Annotated in this window: 19 protein-coding genes; 9 read left to right on the forward strand and 10 right to left on the reverse strand. The window is 64.9% G+C overall.

Features of this window, described 5'->3' with window-relative positions; all coding sequences use genetic code 11:
- Nucleotides 1-8: 8 nt before the first annotated feature.
- From VIM61_10695 to VIM61_10705, 3 genes are read right to left on the reverse strand one after another with little or no spacing between them, the layout of a single operon-like run.
- A complete protein-coding gene (locus VIM61_10695) occupies nucleotides 9-1,589 on the reverse strand; it encodes a DHA2 family efflux MFS transporter permease subunit (protein HEY8900867.1) in 1,581 nt (526 codons plus the stop codon).
- Between the two features lie 7 nt (nucleotides 1,590-1,596).
- Nucleotides 1,597-2,718, reverse strand: coding sequence for an HlyD family secretion protein (locus tag VIM61_10700; GenBank protein ID HEY8900868.1), 1,122 nt, complete (start codon nucleotides 2,716-2,718; stop codon nucleotides 1,597-1,599).
- Nucleotides 2,693-3,343, reverse strand: a complete 651-nt coding sequence (locus tag VIM61_10705) for a CerR family C-terminal domain-containing protein (protein ID HEY8900869.1) — start codon at nucleotides 3,341-3,343, stop codon at nucleotides 2,693-2,695. Before VIM61_10705 ends, VIM61_10700 begins: the two co-directional genes overlap by 26 nt.
- A gap of 320 nt (nucleotides 3,344-3,663) precedes the next feature.
- Between VIM61_10705 and VIM61_10710 the strand changes: the two genes are divergently transcribed.
- From VIM61_10710 to pqqE, 4 genes are read left to right on the forward strand one after another with little or no spacing between them, the layout of a single operon-like run.
- Entirely contained in the window at nucleotides 3,664-4,464 is an 801-nt protein-coding gene (locus VIM61_10710) for an MBL fold metallo-hydrolase (protein HEY8900870.1), read from the forward strand.
- A complete protein-coding gene (pqqC, locus tag VIM61_10715; GenBank protein HEY8900871.1) occupies nucleotides 4,451-5,128 on the forward strand; it encodes a pyrroloquinoline-quinone synthase PqqC in 678 nt (225 codons plus the stop codon). Before VIM61_10710 ends, pqqC begins: the two co-directional genes overlap by 14 nt.
- The gene (pqqD, locus tag VIM61_10720) at nucleotides 5,118-5,387 is read left to right on the forward strand and encodes a pyrroloquinoline quinone biosynthesis peptide chaperone PqqD (protein ID HEY8900872.1); all 270 of its coding nucleotides are present in this window, start codon (nucleotides 5,118-5,120) and stop codon (nucleotides 5,385-5,387) included. Before pqqC ends, pqqD begins: the two co-directional genes overlap by 11 nt.
- A complete protein-coding gene (gene pqqE, locus VIM61_10725) occupies nucleotides 5,384-6,457 on the forward strand; it encodes a pyrroloquinoline quinone biosynthesis protein PqqE (protein HEY8900873.1) in 1,074 nt (357 codons plus the stop codon). The genes pqqD and pqqE overlap by 4 nt, the downstream gene beginning before the upstream one ends.
- A 12-nt stretch (nucleotides 6,458-6,469) precedes the next feature.
- On the opposite strand, the gene VIM61_10730 is transcribed toward pqqE, so the two are convergent.
- A complete protein-coding gene (locus VIM61_10730) occupies nucleotides 6,470-6,985 on the reverse strand; it encodes a hypothetical protein (protein ID HEY8900874.1) in 516 nt (171 codons plus the stop codon).
- A gap of 183 nt (nucleotides 6,986-7,168) precedes the next feature.
- Here VIM61_10730 and VIM61_10735 point away from each other — a divergent pair, with 183 nt between their 5' ends.
- The 5 genes from VIM61_10735 (at nucleotide 7,169) to VIM61_10755 (ending at nucleotide 11,267) form a co-directional block, all read left to right on the forward strand.
- Nucleotides 7,169-7,711: a hypothetical protein gene (locus tag VIM61_10735; protein ID HEY8900875.1), complete on the forward strand. Its 543-nt coding sequence runs from the start codon at nucleotides 7,169-7,171 to the stop codon at nucleotides 7,709-7,711.
- 89 nt (nucleotides 7,712-7,800) lie between these two features.
- Nucleotides 7,801-8,667 carry an aldehyde dehydrogenase family protein gene (locus VIM61_10740; GenBank protein HEY8900876.1) on the forward strand — a complete coding sequence of 289 codons (867 nt, stop codon included), beginning with the start codon at nucleotides 7,801-7,803 and terminating at the stop codon, nucleotides 8,665-8,667.
- 1 nt (nucleotide 8,668) lies between these two features.
- Nucleotides 8,669-9,811 (forward strand): phosphopentomutase, encoded by a 1,143-nt coding sequence (locus tag VIM61_10745; protein HEY8900877.1) that lies wholly within the window; start codon nucleotides 8,669-8,671, stop codon nucleotides 9,809-9,811.
- A gap of 5 nt (nucleotides 9,812-9,816) precedes the next feature.
- On the forward strand, nucleotides 9,817-10,704 hold the full coding sequence (locus VIM61_10750) for an alpha/beta hydrolase (protein HEY8900878.1): 888 nt from the start codon (nucleotides 9,817-9,819) through the stop codon (nucleotides 10,702-10,704).
- Nucleotides 10,701-11,267, forward strand: coding sequence for a DNA-3-methyladenine glycosylase I (locus VIM61_10755; protein ID HEY8900879.1), 567 nt, complete (start codon nucleotides 10,701-10,703; stop codon nucleotides 11,265-11,267). Before VIM61_10750 ends, VIM61_10755 begins: the two co-directional genes overlap by 4 nt.
- On the opposite strand, the gene VIM61_10760 is transcribed toward VIM61_10755, so the two are convergent.
- From VIM61_10760 to purB, 6 genes are all read right to left on the reverse strand, one after another.
- A complete protein-coding gene (locus tag VIM61_10760) occupies nucleotides 11,268-13,139 on the reverse strand; it encodes a DUF2207 domain-containing protein (GenBank protein ID HEY8900880.1) in 1,872 nt (623 codons plus the stop codon). It lies immediately after the preceding gene.
- Nucleotides 13,136-13,678, reverse strand: coding sequence for a LemA family protein (locus tag VIM61_10765; protein HEY8900881.1), 543 nt, complete (start codon nucleotides 13,676-13,678; stop codon nucleotides 13,136-13,138). The genes VIM61_10760 and VIM61_10765 overlap by 4 nt, the downstream gene beginning before the upstream one ends.
- Nucleotides 13,679-13,921, reverse strand: a complete 243-nt coding sequence (locus VIM61_10770) for a hypothetical protein (protein HEY8900882.1) — start codon at nucleotides 13,919-13,921, stop codon at nucleotides 13,679-13,681.
- A 44-nt stretch (nucleotides 13,922-13,965) separates the two neighbouring features.
- Nucleotides 13,966-15,270, reverse strand: coding sequence for a polysaccharide deacetylase family protein (locus tag VIM61_10775; GenBank protein HEY8900883.1), 1,305 nt, complete (start codon nucleotides 15,268-15,270; stop codon nucleotides 13,966-13,968).
- Between the two features lie 4 nt (nucleotides 15,271-15,274).
- Nucleotides 15,275-16,444 (reverse strand): Fic family protein, encoded by a 1,170-nt coding sequence (locus VIM61_10780; GenBank protein ID HEY8900884.1) that lies wholly within the window; start codon nucleotides 16,442-16,444, stop codon nucleotides 15,275-15,277.
- Nucleotides 16,445-16,575: 131 nt separating this feature from the next.
- On the reverse strand, nucleotides 16,576-17,874 hold the full coding sequence (gene purB / locus VIM61_10785) for an adenylosuccinate lyase (protein HEY8900885.1): 1,299 nt from the start codon (nucleotides 17,872-17,874) through the stop codon (nucleotides 16,576-16,578).
- Nucleotides 17,875-17,880: the final 6 nt, after the last annotated feature.

The raw sequence follows: 17,880 nt of genomic DNA on the forward strand, positions 1-17,880 counted from the left end.
AAGGGGCCTCAGTGGGCTCCGGCGTCGGGGCCGGCCCTGGCGTGCGGATCGTTTTTCGGCAGCAGGAACGCGAGCGGCACGATGAGCAGCACGCCGACGCCCAGCAGGTAGAAGACTTCGACGTAGGAGAGCATGCCCGTCTGGCGCTGCACCATTGCGTAGATCGCGCCGAGCGCCTGGTCGTGGCCGTTGCCGCCGTGCGCGGAGAAGGTCGAGCTGAGTTGTTGAAGGACGTTCTGCGTTTCCACGTCGTAGGCGGAGACGTGCTCGCCGAGGCGCGATTGATGGAACTGCGTGCGCTGCGTGACAAAGGTGCTCGTGAGGGCGATGCCGACGCTGCCGCCGAGATTACGGGCGAGATTGATGAGCGCGGAAGCGTTGGCGTTTTTCCCCGGGGGCAGGCGCAGGTAGGCGCTTTGCATGATGGGAATGAAGAGAAACGCGAGGCCGACGGTCTGGTAAACGCGCGCCCATACGGCGTCGTCGAACGACAGGCCGAGGTTGAACGTGCGGCCCATGTGGAAGAGCGAGGCCGCTTCCATCAGCAGGCCGGCGACGACGAGGTAGCGGGCCTGAAATTTTCGCACGAAGACGCCGCCGACGAGCGGCATCATCACGATCATCACGATGCCGCCGGCGGTGAGCGCCATGCCCGATTGCTGCGACGTGTAGCCGAGCAGGCTCTGGAGCACCTGCGGCAGGAGGGCAGTGCTGCCGAAGAGCACGAAACCGAGCGCGAACATCGAGATGAAGGCCGCGAGAAAGCTCGGCACCTTGAGCAGGCCGATGTCGACCATGGGATTCCGATGGCGCAGCTCCCAGATGACCAGCGCAATGAGCGAGACCGCGGAAACGATCGCCATCGTCACGATGAAATTCGACGAGAACCAGTCCTCGCGTTCGCCGCGATCGACGAACATCTCGAGGCACCCGATGCCGAGCACGGTGAGCGCAAAACCCGGCCAGTCGACGCGGAAATTCCGGTCCTTGATCACGCGCTCCCGCTCGGCGATGGCGGCCTCGGGTTCGCGGACGAGCGCCCAGGTGAAGACGAGCGAGATCACGCCGACGGGGATGTTGATGAGAAAGATCCAGTGCCAGCTGTAGTTGTCGGTGATCCAGCCGCCGAGCGTGGGGCCGATGGCCGGGGCGAACACGACGGCGAGGCCATATACGGCGAAGGCGGAGCCGCGTTTCTCGGGTGGAAAAATATCCGCCAGCATGGCCTGCACGACGGGCGCCATGCCCGCGCCGCCGACGCCCTGGAGCACGCGGAAGAAGATGAGCGCGTCGAGGCTGGGCGCGATGCCGCACAGGAACGAGCTGACCGTGAAGAGCGCCACGCAGATCATGAAATAGCGCTTCAATCCGATGATGGTGCCGAGCCAGCCGCTGATCGGCATCATGATGGCATTCGCGACGAGATAGGTGGTGAGCACCCAGTTCGCCTCGTCCACGCTGGAGGCGAGCCCGCCGGCAATGTGGCTGAGCGAGACATTCGCCACGGAGGTGTCGAGCACCTCCATGAACGTCGCCATGGAAATGACGACGGTGACGAGCCACGGATTGACGGCGGGACGCTCCGTCATGACGCGATTACTGCGCGCGGCCCGGCTGGTCGACGTGCACGGTCGGCACGACGGACATTCCGGGCGAAAACTCGGGCGCGTCCTTCGGCAGGTCGGTGAACACGATCTTCACGGGAACGCGCTGGACGACCTTCACAAAATTGCCGGTGGCGTTTTCCGATGGGAGCAGGCTGAACCGCGAGCCCGTGCCGGACTGGATGCTCTCCACGCGACCGTGCAGATCGAGCGATGGATAGGCGTCGATGCGAATGTCCACGGGCTGGCCGGGACGCATCTCGTCGAGCTGCGTTTCCTTGAAATTCGCGATCACCCACGTCTCGGGCGGGACGACCGCGAGCAACGCGGCGCCGGTCTGCACATAGCTGCCGGGTTCGACATTCTTGCGCGTCACGCGACCGTCGGCCGGGGCAAAAATCTTCGTGTAGGACAGACGGAGTTCGGCCGAATCCATGATTGCCTGCGCCTGCACGACGGAGGCCTCGGCGGCCTTGACCTGCGCGCCGGCGACACGGACCTGCGCCTCGGCGGAGAGGGCGCTCTGCCGCTTGCTGTCGTAGGCGGCCTTCGAGGAAAGCGCCTGAGTCTGCGAGGTGTCGAACTCGCGCTGGGCAATCGCGCCGCTTTGCCTCAGCTCTTTGTTGCGGGTGAGATCCTTCGCGGCGTTGTCGGCCGTGGCCTGCGCTTCCTTCACGTCGGCGCGCGATTGCGCGAGGTCGGAGGTCGCCGCCTCGAGCTGAGCCTGCGCCTGCACGAGCTTCGCCTCGGACGAGGCAAGGTTGGCCTTTGCGGTCTCGAGCAGGACGATCTCGTTCTGCGAATCGAGTTCCACGAGAAGGTCGCCTTTCTTCACGAACTGATTGTCCGCAACGGCGACGTGGTTCACGCGTTCCGCAATCTGCGGGCTGATCTGGATGATGTGCGCGTCGAGGAAGGCGTCGTCGGTGGATTCCTTGCCGCGGTGGACGAGGTAAAACGCGATTCCGCCCACGACCATGACGACGGCGAGGCCGATCAGGATGAAGCGGCGCTGGGAGCTGGCGCGTTTTTCCTTCTCGGCGGCGGACTTTTGGGTCGGCTCGGCGGCGACGGGGATTTCGGTGGCGTCAGCGAGCTTCGAGGACGTGCTCATGGATGGAAGTCGGGTTCATGTTGCGAACGGCGGCGAGGGAGAAATCGGTGATGTGGCGTGAGAGGCGCGGGATGAGGTCGTCGGGGGCGAGCAGCCCGGGGAAGAGACGTTGAATGACGTGGCGATTCTGGCGGTAGAAGGTGCACTGACCGAGGATGCTCGTTGCCACGAAGTTGAGAGTCTGTTCGTCGAAACGATCGCCGCAGAGATCCCGTAGAGCGCGCTGGAGCCACTGGCATTTGGGACGAAACGCTTCTTCGATGAGCTCGCCGAAAATGCGCGTCGGCTGCGCCATTTCCCGCGCCATCAGCTGCCCGTGCCAGCGTGGTCGCAGCGGATCGAGAAAACGCCGGAGCAGATTCTCGACGAACAGGTGCAGGCGTTCCTCCGCGGTCATGGTTGTCTCGGCTTCGTAGGGAAGGAGGCAGGCGGAGGTATGCGCGTGGCGCAGGGTCGCGGCGTAGAGTTCGTCCTTGTCGCGGAAGTAGTAGTTCACCGCGGCGACGTTGACCCCCGCCCGTCGCGTGATCTCGCGAATCGTCGCGCCATCGTAGCCGCGGTCGGCAAAGACTTCTCCTGCCGCATCCAATAAGCGGGCGCGTGGGCTGTTGTCTTCAGAGTCCATTGGCGCAACGTAGCACCCAAGTCATTCGTTTCAAACGGATGTTTCAATTTTGTGGGAAGGGGCCGGGAGAAATCCGTTGGCGGTCCGGAAAAATCGCCTACTGTCTCTTCCAGCCATGAAAACGAAACGCGTCTGGACCTCCCCCAAGCTCAAGGACATCCCGATTTTCTTCGAAGTTTCGCTTTACGCGGGCACTCGCTGATTCTGGCGCTTTGCTGGAGGTTCTTGTCCTCGGCACCGCAGCGGGCGGAGGTTTTCCGCAGTGGAATTGCGCCTGTGCGAATTGCCGACTGGCTCGCGAAGGAAAACTCGCTGCACGGTTGCAAAGTGCGCTCGCGATTTCCGGCAACGGGCGTGACTGGCATCTGGTGAACGCGTCGCCGGACGTCGCGCGACAGCTGGAGAGCTTCGTTCGCCCCCGGGTCGCGCAGGATGCCGCCGCGCGGCGATCGCCGGTCGGCCGCGTGTTCCTGACCAACGCCGACCTCGATCACGTGCTCGGCCTTTTTCAGTTGCGCGAGGGTGGATGCCTGCCGACGACGGCCCCGTCGGCGGTGCGCGCCAGCCTGGAGCGAGGACTGGCGATGGACCGGATGCTGGGCGCCTATGCGGGCATCGAATGGTCGCTGGCGACGGAGGACTGGAGCGCGGTGGATGGATCCGGACTCGAGGTGCGAGCGGTCCCGCTCAGCGGGGGCGGCGCGCCGCGTTACGATGCCGGCGCGGAGGTCGAGGGGCAGTCGATCGGGTATCTGTTTCGGCGCGGTGCGGTGACGATCGGCGTATTTCCGGACGTCGCGCGAATCGATGCGCCCCTGCGTGAGGCGCTGGCGGCATGCGACCGAGTGTGGTTCGACGGCACGTTCTGGGCAGAGGACGAGATGCTCGCGTTGACGGGGCGCATGGCCTCCGCGATGGGCCATGTGTCGATCGGCGGGGAGGATGGCAGCCTTGCCGTGCTGGCCAGCCTCGGCGAAGGGCGCGCGGCTTACCTCCACATCAACAATACCAACCCCATTTTGCGGCCGGATTCGGACGAGCGACGGGCGGTGGAATTGGCCGGCGTTCGGATTGCCGAGGACGGGGAACATTTCGTAGTCTCACGGCATGTCCCCCGATGAGTTTCTGGCCGCGTTGCGCGCGGTCGGGGAGAGCGGTTATCACCATCGGCATCCGTTTCATGTGCGGATGAATGCCGGGGAACTCTCGCCGGAGGAAATTCGGTGTTGGGCGGCGAATCGCTTTTATTATCAACGAAATATCCCGCTGAAGGATGCCGCGATCCTGAGCAACTGCCCGGAGCGCGATGTGCGCCGCATCTGGCGGCACCGCTTGGCCGACCATGACGGCGGAGACGAAGCCCCGGGGGGCATCGAGGCATGGCTGCGGCTTGCGGAAGGCTGCGGATTGAAGCGGGAGAGCGTGCTGGCGGGCGAGAGCCTGCGGCCGGGAGTGCGGTTCGCCGTAGATGCCTACGTGACCTTTGCGCGCACGCAGCCGTGGCCGGTGGCGATCGCCTCCTCGCTCACGGAGCTGTTTGCGCCGGATTTGATGGCGGAGCGGCTGGCGGCTTTTCGCAAGCATTACACCTGGGTGCCGGACTGGGCCTTCGCCTATTTCCAGAGCCGCGTCACGCAGGCCCGGACGGATTCCGAGGAGGCGCTCGCGCTCACGCTGCGGTGGTGCGATTCGCCGGACCTCCAGCGGCGCGCGGTGGATGCGCTGCGGTTCAAGTGCGACGTGCTGTGGTCCATGCTCGATGCGATTGCTGCCGATGAATCCTGAATCCACGTCCCCCCGGCTCGCGCCGCATGTGCGGCATCAGCTCGACCGCATTACCGGCGCGCCGATACTGCTGCATCCGGAAGGCGCGGTGGAGCTTAGCGAAACCGCCGATGCAATCGTGCGGCTCTGCGACGGACAACGCCGAATCGACGAGATCCTCGGGACGCTCGCCGCGGAATACGACGCGCCGCCAGAGGCGCTGCGGGACGACGTGATCGCCTGCCTTGCGGGATTGCGCGAAAGGGGGCTGCTCGCATGAACGGGCCGCGCCCCTACGGATTGCTGGCGGAGCTCACCCACCGTTGCCCGCTGGGATGTCCGTATTGCTCGAACCCCGTCGAGCTGGCGGCGCGTGCCGAGGAATTGCCCGCCGAGGCCTGGGTGCGGGTGCTCGCGCAGGCCGCGCAGCTCGGCGTCGTGCAGGTCGGCTTCTCCGGCGGCGAGCCGCTTCTCTACAACGATTTGCCTCGCCTGGTCTCCGCCGCCCGGGCGGAGGGCATGTATTCGAACCTGATCACGAGTGGGATCGGCCTCGATCGCGAGCGGGTGCGGGAACTGCGCGGGGAAGGGCTGGATACCGTGCAGATCAGCTTCCAGGCCGACGAGGCCGGGCTGGCCGACGAGATTGGCGGCGCGAAGGGGCACCAGCGCAAGCTCGCGGCGGCGCGCGAGGTCGTCGCGGCCGGCCTTCCGCTCGGGCTGAATGTCGTCCTGCATCGCCGGAATATCGACCGACTGGAAGCCATCATCGAACTTGCCGAATCTCTCGGCGCGATGCGGCTCGAGCTCGCGAACACCCAGTTCTACGGCTGGGCCTGGCGCAATCGCGCCGCGCTGCTGCCCACGCGCGAACAGGTCCGCCATGCGGAACAGACGGCCAGCCGGCAGACGGCGCGACTCGCGGGGCGGATGCAGATCGTCTACGTGCTGCCCGATTATTACGAGCGCCGGCCGAAGCCCTGCCTGCACGGCTGGGGATCGCGTTCGATCACCGTGAACCCTCGCGGCGACGTGCTTCCCTGCCAGGCGGCGAATGCCATTCCCGATCTTGCCTTCGAGAACGTTCGCACCCACAGCCTCGCGTGGATCTGGCGCGAGAGCGAAGCGTTCAATCGGTTCCGGGGCACCGAGTGGATGGACGAACCCTGCCGGAGTTGCCCGGAGCGAGAACGGGATTTCGGCGGCTGTCGCTGTCAGGCGGCACTCCTCGCGGGGGATGCCGCCCGCACGGATCCCGTCTGCGAACTTTCGCCGGATCGTCCGCTGGTGGATGCCCTGCTGGCCGAGGCGAGGCAGCCGGATGGAAGCCCCTGGACCTACCGCGGTTAAAAGCTGGACGCGCTATTTCTTTTTCCCGCTGAAGGAAAATGTGAGGGTCGCGCTCGCAAACGGAAATGCCCGGACCAGCGTGCCCTTGGCCGTCAGCGAGTCGTCCTTCGCCTGCACCTTCGCCGCGAGCGTGGCCGTGCCGATCGAGTAGAGCGGAGCGGTGCCGGTGAGCTTGCCCTTGCTGCCGCCAGCCTTCGCTTTGCCCGTGCCCGTCACCGTGCCGAGGATCGGGTTGCTCACCACGTAAGTTGCCTTTCCAGCCGCGTTCGACTTCACGGAGCCTTTGATGGGATTCCCCAGAAGCGTCGTCTTCACCGTCAGCGTCACCTTGTTTCCCGGTCCGCTGACAATTTTCACGGTAGCCGTGCCCGAGTAACTTTTTCCGTCGGTATCCGTGCTCTTCCAGGGTCCGGCATAAGTGCCGGCCAGATCCTCCCAACCAGCCCGGGCCGGGCCTGGTGCCGCGATCGCGGCGAGGAGAACGGTGAAAAACGTGGCGGCCCGGAAATGGCGACTCAGCATTTTCATAATTCGATGCTAAGCCTCCGGACAAAACAATCAAGTCAGCACCCATAAAATTGATTATCGAAGTGCCGACACTCTCATTGCGTCTGGAGCCCGGAAATCATCTTCCGATTTGAAAAAGTGACGATTTTGTCACACAATGCACGATTCTTGCGGGTGAGCTTTTCACTCGGCGCTTCTGTTCCCATGCCCAAACCGATTCCATTCAGCTCGACTCTCGTGCCCGCGCTCAGCGCGCTGGTGCCTGCCCTTCGCGTTCAAATTGCCACCTCCACGCTGCTGCGCGGGGAAACTGCCAAAGGTCGCTACGATGTCCGCCTGTCCGACGACGGTCGCGAGCTGCGCACGTCCTTTCTCGCCAAGGGCCGAAATCCCCTCAAGCAGAGCAAGCTCCTGCTCCGTTCGGTGATTACCGACGAAACCTCGCTCCAGCCGCACGCGATCGCCATTCGCGAGAACGAGACACGCCTGCCCTGGATTCAGCGCTCGAACGATCCGCGGCTTGGCGACGACATCGTGACCGTTCGCCCGTTTGGCGCGGACGACACCGCTCCGTTCGTTGCCGTGCGCACGAGTGCGCTCACCGGGTTCATTTCGCTGGAAGTTCAGAACGCCCGGGAAATGAGCCCGGCCGAGGCGCGGCTCGTCGCCAAGGCGCTGGCCAAGGCCTCGAAACTTGCGGCGGTCAGCCGTGACGAATCGTCGAAGTCGCTCGCCGCTGCGGCGTGATCCCGCTCGCCTGGTTCGAACGGATGCCGCGTGATTTCTGATCGGCAGCCTCCTCCCCGGCCCGTATCCTGCTTTTTCCGTTCCCGCCCGTGAAAGCCAAGCGCCTCTCCGTTCTCAAGACTTACAAACTCTTTATCGGGGGTGCCTTTCCCCGCAGCGAAAGCGGCCGGGTGCGACCGGCCCTCGGCGCCGACGGCGTGACCGTTCTCGGCAACTACGCCCACGCCTCGCGCAAGGATTTCCGCGACGCCGTCGTGAAAGCCCGCGCCGCGCAGCCGAAATGGGCCGGTGTCAGCGCCTATCTCCGCGGCCAGATTCTCTACCGCGCCGCCGAGGTGCTCGAATGCCGGCGCGCCGAACTCGAGGGGGAACTCGCCCGCGCCACCGGCGCTGGGGCGGCCGACGAAGTGACCGCCGCCATCGATCTTCTCGTCCACTATGCCGGCTGGACCGACAGATACGGCCCGCTCTTCTCGGCGGTGAATCCCGTCGCCTCGCCGCATTTCAATTTCACCTTCCCCGAGCCAACCGGCGTCGTCTGCGCGGTCGCGCCGGATGCGCCCTCGCTGCTGGCCCTCGTCGGCCTCATCGCGCCGGTCATCCTCTCCGGAAACACGGTCATCGTGCTCGCCTCCGAGCGCCATCCGCTGGCCGCGGTGACGTTTGCCGAGATCCTCGCGACCTGCGACCTGCCCGGCGGCGTGGTGAATATTCTCACCGGTCTCCGGGCCGAACTCGCCCCGCAGTTCGCCGAGCACATGGACGTCAATGCCGTGATCGACGGCTCCGGCGATGCCGCCACGGCAAAGACGCTGGAGGCCGGCAGCGCGCTGAACCTCAAGCGATTCGCCGATCACTTCCTGACCGCGAAGGAGTGGAAAACCGCCCCGGGAAATCCCTACTGGATCCTCGATACCGTGGAGATGAAGACCGCCTGGCATCCCATGGGAGTCTAGCGTGCCGCGGGCGCTCCTGCTTGTGCTCGACAGCGTCGGCTGCGGCCACGCTCCCGACGCCGACGCCTACGGCGACGAAGGCGCCAACACGCTTGGCCATATTCTCGAGCAGCGTCCCGCCACGCGCCTGCCCACGCTCAAGTCGCTGGGACTGTGTCAGGCTCTCGCAATCGCCCGTGGAGAGATGCCGTGTTCGTTGCCGCTCCGGGGTGCTGTCGGCACACTCACCGAACGCTCCGCCGGCAAGGATACCACGACCGGCCATTGGGAACTCGCCGGTGCGATGATCACCGAGCCCTTTGCGACATTCGAGAGCTTCCCGCCGGAGTTGGTCCGCGCCATCGAGGCCGACGCCGGGATCGAGTTCATCGGCAACTGCGCGGCCAGCGGCACGACGGTTCTCGAAGAACTCGGCGCCGAGCATGTCGCGACCGGCAAGCCGATCCTCTACACCTCCGCCGACTCCGTGCTGCAGATCGCCGCGCACGAAGACATCGTCCCGTGCGAGCGTCTCTCCGAGATTTGCCACGTCGCCCGGCGCCACGCGAATGCCGCTCGCATCGGGCGCGTGATCGCCCGGCCGTTCATCGGCGCGGTCGGCCGGTTTCAACGCACGCCCAATCGCCACGACTATTCGCTGATCCCGCCGCCCACCGTCCTGAACGCGCTCGCCGACGCCGGCATCCCGGTGCGTGGCGTTGGCAAAATCTCGGACATCTTTGCGGGCAGCGGCGTCACGGAATCGCATCCCACGAAGTCGAACGTCGATGGCATGGCCGCAATCGATCGCCTTTGGAACGAACATCGCGACGGCCTCGTCTTCGCCAATCTCGTCGATTTCGACATGCTCTTCGGCCACCGCCGCGACGTCGAAGGCTACGCGGGGGCGCTCGAGGAATTCGATGCGTGGCTGGGGAAGTTCCTGCCGCGAATCGCGCCCGACGACCTCGTGCTCATTACCGCGGATCACGGCAACGACCCGACCTGGCGAGGGACGGATCACACCCGCGAGCGCGTTCCCGTTTTCGCGCCGAACGCGGCGCCGGCGCTGCTCGGTCCGGGCGAAACCTACATGGACGTCGCCGCGACGATCGCGCACCACTTCGCCCTCGCCCCGTGGCCGCAGGGGCGGGTATTGGTTTGAGCATCATGCTCCCCCGCATCGTCGCGCTTCTTTTGCTTCCGCTCCCGCTCGCCATGGCCGACGCGGAAATTCCACTCTGGCCCGATGGCGCACCCGGCGCGAAGGGCACCCGCCTCGAGGACGTTCCGACGATCACGCCCTACCTGGTTCCTCATCCCTCAGCGAAAACTCCGGCTCCGGCGCGGCCCGCGATTGTCGTTTGCCCCGGAGGGGGTTACGGCATGCTCTCCTCGCACGAGGGCGAGGGCTATGCGCGCTGGCTGAATCAGCATGGCATCAACGCCTTCGTGCTGAAATACCGTCTCGGCTCGAAAGGCTATCGCCACCCGGCGATGCTCGAAGACGCCGCGCGCGCCGTGCGAACCGTTCGTGCGCGGGCCGGCGAATGGCATGTCGACCCGGCGAGAATCGGCATCATGGGCTCGTCGGCGGGCGGACATCTTGCCGCCACGCTGCTCACGCACTTCGATGCGGGAAATCCCGCGGCGTCCGATCCGATCGAAAAGCAAAGCTCGCGGCCGGACTTCGGCATCCTCTGCTATGCCGTGATCACGATGGGCCCGTTCACGCATCAGGGATCGAAGGATAATCTTCTCGGCAAGGATCCCTCGCCGGAACTTGTCGAGCTGCTCTCGAACGAGAAGCAGGTTCGCGATGACACGCCGCCGTGCTTCATCTGGCACACCACCGAAGACAAGGTCGTTGCCGTCGAAAACAGCCTTCTTTTTGCGTCCGCACTGAGGGCGCATCACGTGCCGTTCGATCTTCACATCTACGAAAAGGGCGGTCATGGCATGGGTCTCGGGCATCGCTCCGCCGATTCCGCCGCGCTCCATCCGTGGACCGGGGATCTCCTCTACTGGATGAACGAGTGCAAGCTGCTCCAGCCATGAGTGCGCGCTGTCCCTGGTGCGAAGGCGACGCGGACTACGTGCGTTACCACGACGAGGAATGGGGTGTGCCGTCGCACGACGACCGGCATTTGTTCGAGATGCTCATCCTCGAGGGTGCGCAGGCCGGCCTGAGCTGGCTCACGATTCTTCGCAAGCGTGCCCACTATCGCCGCGTCTTTCACGACTTCGATGCCGCCCGCGTGGCGCGTTTCACCGAAGAGGAAGTCGCCGCGGCGTTGCTCGATCCCGGCATCGTCCGTAACCGGCTGAAGGTGCGGGCGACCGTGCTCAATGCGCGAGGAACGCTCGCCATTCGTGGGGAGTTCGGCAGCTTTGACGCCTACCTCTGGCGCTTCGTGAACGGCAGGCCGATCCAGGGAAACCTGCGCTCGATGGCCGACGGCGCCACGCGCACGCCGGAATCCGACGCGCTCTCGAAGGACCTGCTCCGGCGCGGCTTCAAGTTTGTCGGCACGACGATTTGTCACGCCTACATGCAGGCGGTCGGCCTGAGGAACGATCACCTCGTGACCTGCCCGAGCTGGAAGTCGCTCTCGCGCTGACTACCAGCCGCCGCCGCCGCCGCCCCCACCGCCGCCGCCGGAGGATCCACCGCCGCCGCTGCCCGAGCTCGAGCCCGGGGAGGTCGATGAGGATGCAATGGCGCTTGCCAGCGCGCTGCCCATCGTGGAGGCGAACACGGCCGGCGTGAAAAGCCGGTCGGCGCGATCTCGATACCATTCGGGGTGATACTCGGTATTCGCGAGCACGTCGGAAAACTGCTCGCTCCACTTCTGCTCGACGTCGAGCGCCAGCGCGAAGGGCAGGAAGGCCTCGTAGTGCTCCGGAGTGCGCTCGGGCGGATTCTCGAGATTCAATCGATCGCGTTCACCGATGCTGAGGTAGCGCCGAAAACCCTCGATCTGGTCCATCACGCGCCGGCCCTCGATCGTTGGCGCCTTCAGCAAATGGTGGAAAACGGTGTTCAGCACGAAGGCCAGCACGAACGCCGCGAGGACCCAGGGAGACGTCAGCCGGTAAAGTTGCCAGGCGCCGAAAAACCACGCGCCAATGAACGGGAGCGCAAACAGCGTCATGGGCAGCGCGGTGAGAAACTTGCCGGTCTTCCAGGCGGTGCCCGCCGTGATCAGCAGTGCCATCACGCCCAGGGACCAGATCGAAAGCCAGACGAGCATGAACAGCGTGCCGCCACCTTCGGGGGAATCGATCAGCGCGACGCCGGCCGGCACCAGCGAAAGCACGAGGCCGCCGAGCCACCAGCCGGAGTTCCGCACAAAAAAGCGCTTTTCAATCTCCGCCTTCAGGCCGGTGAGGAGCGTGTTTCGCGCCTTTTGGAAGACCTTGTGCTGCGATTGCACCAGCTCCAGCGTCTGGCGCGTTCCGAGCAGATCACTGTAGAACGCCCGCAAACTCGGCGCCAGCACGGCCGCGCCCTTGACGTGCTTCTCGAGCGAGAATCTGTCCTTCGCACTGCACCTGATCGTCGCCGTGCCGGCTACGGCCAGCTCCAGCACGGCCCCCGCGAAGCTCTTGTTGTCGAAGGTCCCCATGCCCGCGAGATAGCGCACGGCGGCGGCGGTGAAGCCCTTCGGAGGATGATAGAGCGGAATGATGACGCCGCGCTGCGGATCCCGGCCGATCAGAAACCAGGCGATGACGTAGTAGATGAAGACGAGGCCCATCCCGCCAAGCCCGAGCACGACGCCGGGATTGTCGTGCGCGATTTCGAGGATGCCCTCGGGGTTCGCGTTCGCGTCGACGATGCCCTTCTGCCACGTCACCGAGAGGGTAAAGCCCTCCCTGGCGGCCAGCGGCTGCGTCGTCTCGACCACCGCGTTCCAGCCCGATTCCGAGACCGTCCGCCATGCCTTGCCCTGGGCGCCGGTAGCGCCGGTGTAGCCATGGATTTCCTTCACGCGCGCGCCGGCCGGGAGCTGCACCCGTGCCACGGCGTGATCGATCGGAAACGCCCAGCCATTGCCGGTGACGTTCCAGTAGAGTTCGTCGAAGTCCGCCCGCTGCACGAGCTGGTGATTCGTGCGGTAGGCGAGCGTGTAAACGTGCGGGCCGGGCGTGACCATCACGTCCGCCGACCCGATGTAAACGCGCACGCCGTTGCCGCGCTTCTCGGAATGCCACGGCTCCTCGCGTCCGTTCCGGCGCACGGAGAGCACGTCGAACGCGACGCTGCGCTTCAGCCCCAGCGAGCTGCGGTAAAGCGTGGGGAAGTCGCGGTAGATGCCGCGCTTGATCTGGTCTCCCGCGGCGATGACCGTGATGGTCTCCGTGACGACGAGATCGCCCGAGACTTTCACCTCGATGGAGCTCGCGAAGTCGGTGATCCGCTCCTCCTGCGCCTGCAGGGAGCTCGAAATGGCGAGAACGAGGACGCAGAGAGCGGAAAGAAATTTCACAGATTGACGGTGGGCGCGGCGCGTTCGCTGGCGGTTTCGATTTCGAAGAATTCGTCCGGATGGAATCCAAAAGTCCGGGCCACGATCACGCCCGGAAACGACTCCGCCGCGTTTCGAAAATCCCGCACGGCGCCGTTGAAGTAGCGTCGCGCGTATTGGAGGTCGTCCTCGATCGTGACGAGTTGCGCGCTGAGCTGGCGAAAATTTGCGTCGGCCTTCAGTTCGGGATATTGCTCCGCGACGGCGAAGAGGCCGCGCAGTTCGGCGGTGAGCCGATTCTCCTTTTCGGCGACGGTGGATGGCGAGGCGCCGGTCGCGCGCGTGGCGGCGATTGCCTCGAAGGCGCCGCGTTCATGCGTCTGATAACCGCGCACGCACTCGACGAGCGGGGGGACGAGGTCGTGTCGCTTGCGGAGCTGGACGTCGATGCCGCTCCAAGCCTCGCGCTGGGTATTCCGCAGGCTGATGAAGCGGTTGTAGGTGAGGATGAGCCAGAGCGCGACCAGGAGGACGAGTCCGCCGAGGATTGCGGGAATCATTTACAGGTCGCGGGGAATGATGGCCTCGAAGACGGTTGCGCCGCCCTTGCCGACGCCGGCGCGCGGCTCGAGATCGAGTTCCCGGTAGGCCTTTTCGAGCGCCTCGGGATCGTTGCGCAACTCCGGGAAGATGTGCACGAGCCGTTGTTTCACGTAGTGCCTGGCCGCGCGGCGATCGATCGGATGCAGTGGCGGTTCGCCCGCCAGCTTGCGCCGAAAAAACTCGATGAGGCCTGCGCCCATGTCGGCGACCCTCGTTGGAAACGCACCGCGAGGAAAGTCCGAATTTACTCCGCGGGTTTCATCGGCGGCAGGCCAGCTTCATCGTCCGCGGCAGCCGGAGAAGCCGCTGGAGCGGCGGGAGTGGCCGCCGGAGTCGGGCTGGGGGCTGCGTTCGGATCGAAGTTGAAGGTCCAGCTTGCGACCGCTTTCTTGCCGCCGGCGCGACCGCTCACGATCACGGTGACCTGGGGTTCGCGGAGGCGGGAATGCATCTGGTAGGTGAGGAGCTGCGTGGCGGGATCGTAATCCGCCGGCACGAGGCCAAATCCGCTGATGCGCATCTCGACGGACTTCGGATCGACGGCGCCGAAGGTCTGCAGGTTCACTTTGATGAGCGGCCGGGGATCGGAAATCGTCGCGCCCTGCATCGGCTCGGTGAGCATCGCCGCGGCGGCGGGATTTCCCATGGCGGCGACCGTGGTGCCGCTGGAGCCGCCGAATTTCAGGGCGTTTGTGAACGTGGATGGAATCGTGCTCTGGACGATGTAACGGCCAATATTTTCCGGCGCGGAACTGTGGAGCGCTTTCTGGCCGTTTACCGTGAAGGCGGCTTCGTAGCCGGCCTCCCGGGCGACTTCCATGACCTTCTCGTTGTGGATGCCGTAAGGGTAGGCGAGCGTCCTGACGCTGATGCCGAGCCGCTGCTCGAGCTCTTCCTTGGAGCCCTTGAGCTCGTTGAGCAGCCACGCGTCGTAGGGCTGGCCGGCGAGGTTTTTGGCCTTCGGCTTGATGAGGTTGTCGTGCGAGACGGTGTGGCTGGCGATATCCACACCGGCGTCGCGCATTTCCTCGAGCTGCTCCCACTTGATGGAGCGGCCGCCGGCGCCGATGTATCGGATGTAGACGTAGTAGGTGAACGGATAGCCGAACTCTTTCAGGATCGGCCACGCGAGGGTGTAGGTGTCGTTGTAGCCGTCGTCGATGGTGATGACGATCGCCTTGGGCGGGATGGATTTTTCCCCGCGCCGCCACGCGAGAAAGTCCGCCATCGGGATCACGGGAATGCCGGAATCCCGCACGGCCTCCATCTGCTGGCGGAAGGCCTCCGGCGTGATGGCGAGCGGATCGCGCGGCTTCGCCTCGAAGCGGTGGTAACCGAGCACGGAAACCTGCGCCGAGGTGTCGATGGGCGGCGGGGTCGGGGTCGGCGTGGGAGTGGGCGGCGGAGTTGGTGTGGGGGTCGGGGTCGGCGTGGCCGTGGGAGCAGGCGTCGGCGTCGCGGCCTTGAGCGGCTTCGGCAGTTTATCGCAGCCGGCAAGGACGAGCGTGGCGACGACCATGCTGGTCGGCAGAAGAAATTTCAGGAGCATGAGATTATGCGAAGATTGGGTCGGTGCCTTCGTTGAGGATTTCGAGATATGCGGAATATCCATAAAGTCGGCGGTAGGCGCCACCCGTGAGTTCGCGAATAATGCCGAGAGACTCGAGTTTGCGGAGAGCGCTGGTTGCCGTGGGAATGGAAGCCTGGATGGCCCCGGCGGCTTGGGCAGCGGACGTGATGGGCCGGCGCTGAAGATGCTCGTGCAGGCGGAGGACCGATGCGCCGGAGCCGCCCTCAGTGTAAAGCCGTTGGCGATCCCGCTGGAAAAGCGCGAGCAGCTCGCTGGCGGTGGCGGCTGCCTGTTCCGCGGTTTCGCGAACACCGGTCAGGAAGAATTCCAGCCATGCCTCCCAATCGCCGTTCAGACGCACCTCCTGCAGCAGCTCGTAATAACGGGCTCGATGCTGTTTGAGGTAGAGCGAGAGATAGAGCAGCGGCTGCCGGAGGGCGCCTTCAGAGCAGAGCAGGAAGGTGATGAGGAGTCGGCCAAGTCGGCCATTGCCGTCAAGAAAGGGGTGGATGGTCTCGAACTGGACGTGGGCGAGGGCGGCCTTCACCAAGGTGCGGGTGGGCACGGGGTCGTCGTGGAGAAATTTTTCCCAGGCGCCAAGCGTTTCGAGCACGAGGTCCGGCGGTGTGGGAACGAAGCGGGCGTTTCCGGGGCGCGTGCCGCCGATCCAGTTTTGGCTGCGCTTGAACTCACCGGGTTCCTTGTTGCTGCCCCGGCCATGCGCGAGGAGTTCGGCATGGATCTCCCGAAGCAGGCGGAGGGAAATGGGCATTCCCTCGCGGAGCAGGTGGAGGCCCTTTTCTAAGGCGGCTACGTAGCGGGAAACCTCGGCGGCGTCCTCGGTCAATGCCCCGGGAGCGCCGTCCATTTCGTAGAGAAGCAGGTCGGAGAGCGAGGATTGGGTGCCCTCGATCATCGAGGAGAGAACGGCTTCCTTGCGGATGTAGGAGTAAAGAAAGATGTCCGGGTCGGGCAGGACAATCGAAATGCCGTCCAGCCGGCCAATGGCGACGGCTGCACGGTCCAGTAAGGCGCCGAGCGCTCCATCCAAATCCACGGGTGGAGCGGGAGGCAGCGGGTGCGGAACGAAAGCCCGCACCTGCTCGCCGAACGCGGCGGTCACTTCATACCGGCCGCTTAATCCCCGCTTCATTTAAAGAACTCTTTCCATCTCTCGTGGAGATTTAAAGAAAAAAGCCGTTTTGTTTAAATGTTCGCGAGGGATTTCAAGAAGCCTTGGAATGTTTCGAGGCCGCCCGAGATGAATTATCGTAACGATAAAGCCTACGGCTCGAGGCCGACGGCGCGGAACTTCTCGTCGATGTGCTTGAAGTGATGGTCGAGCGCGCAGGCCTCGGCGACGTCTTCCTTACTGAGCTGGGCGGCCACTTCGGGCTCCTCGGCCAGAGTCTGCGCGAGCGGAATTTTTTCGGCCCAGGTGCGCATGGCGGCGCGCTGGACGGCTTCGTAGGCGACCTTGCGCTCGAGGCCCTTCTCGGTGAGCTGAAGCAGCGCGCCCTGACTGGCGTAGAGGCCGCCGGTGAGCTCCATGTTGCGGCGCATGTTCTCGGGATAGACGAGCAGGCGGTCGACGAGCTTCGTGAGCAGGACGAGCATGTAATCGAGCAACGTGCAGGAGTCCGGCAGGATGATGCGCTCGACGGAGCTGTGGCTGATGTCGCGTTCGTGCCAGAGGGCGACGTTTTCGAGCGCGGCGCCGGCGTTGTTGCGAATGACGCGAGCGAGGCCGGTGAGCTTCTCGCCGGTGATTGGGTTGCGCTTGTGCGGCATGGCGGAGCTACCCTTTTGGCCGGCGGAGAAATATTCTTCGACCTCGAGGACCTCGGTGCGCTGGAGGTGTCGGAACTCGGTGGCCCAGCGGTCAATCGACGATGCGATGAGCGCGAGCGTGGTCATGAACTCCGCGTGGCGGTCGCGTTGGACGACCTGCGTGGAAATCGGCGCGGGCTTGAGGTGAAGGCGCTCCATCACGTAGGCCTCGACGCGGGGATCGAGGTGGGCATTGGTGCCCACGGCGCCGCTGAGCTTGCCGACGCGCACGCGTTCGCGGGTCTGCTCGAGGCGCTCGATGGCGCGGCCAAACTCGTCATACATGAGGGCGAGCTTGAGGCCGAAGGTGATCGGCTCGGCGTGGATGCCGTGGCTGCGCCCGATCATGGGCGTGAGTTTGTGCTCCTCGGCGCGGCGGGCAATGGCGGCGCGCAGGGCGTGGAGGTCGGCCAGCAGGCGCACGCAGGATTCGTTCATCTGCACGGCGAGCGTGGTATCGAGCAGGTCGGAGGAGGTGAGGCCCTGGTGCACCCAGCGGGCCTCGGGCCCGATCTTCGAGGCAACGTTCTCGAGGAAGGCGATGACGTCGTGGTTCGTGCGCTTCTCGATCTCGAGGACTTCGTTGATATCGAAGGCGCCCTTGGCGCGGATGACTTCGGCGTCGGCCTTGGGAATCTGGCCCAGCTCGGCCATGCCCTCGCAGGCGAGGGTTTCGATTTCGAGCCAGATTTCGAGTTTGCGCTGGTCACTCCACAGCGCGCTCATTTCGGGAAGACTGTAACGTGCGATCACCGGGTA

This window comes from Chthoniobacterales bacterium (assembly GCA_036569045.1).
Taxonomy (GTDB): domain Bacteria; phylum Verrucomicrobiota; class Verrucomicrobiia; order Chthoniobacterales; family JAATET01; genus JAATET01.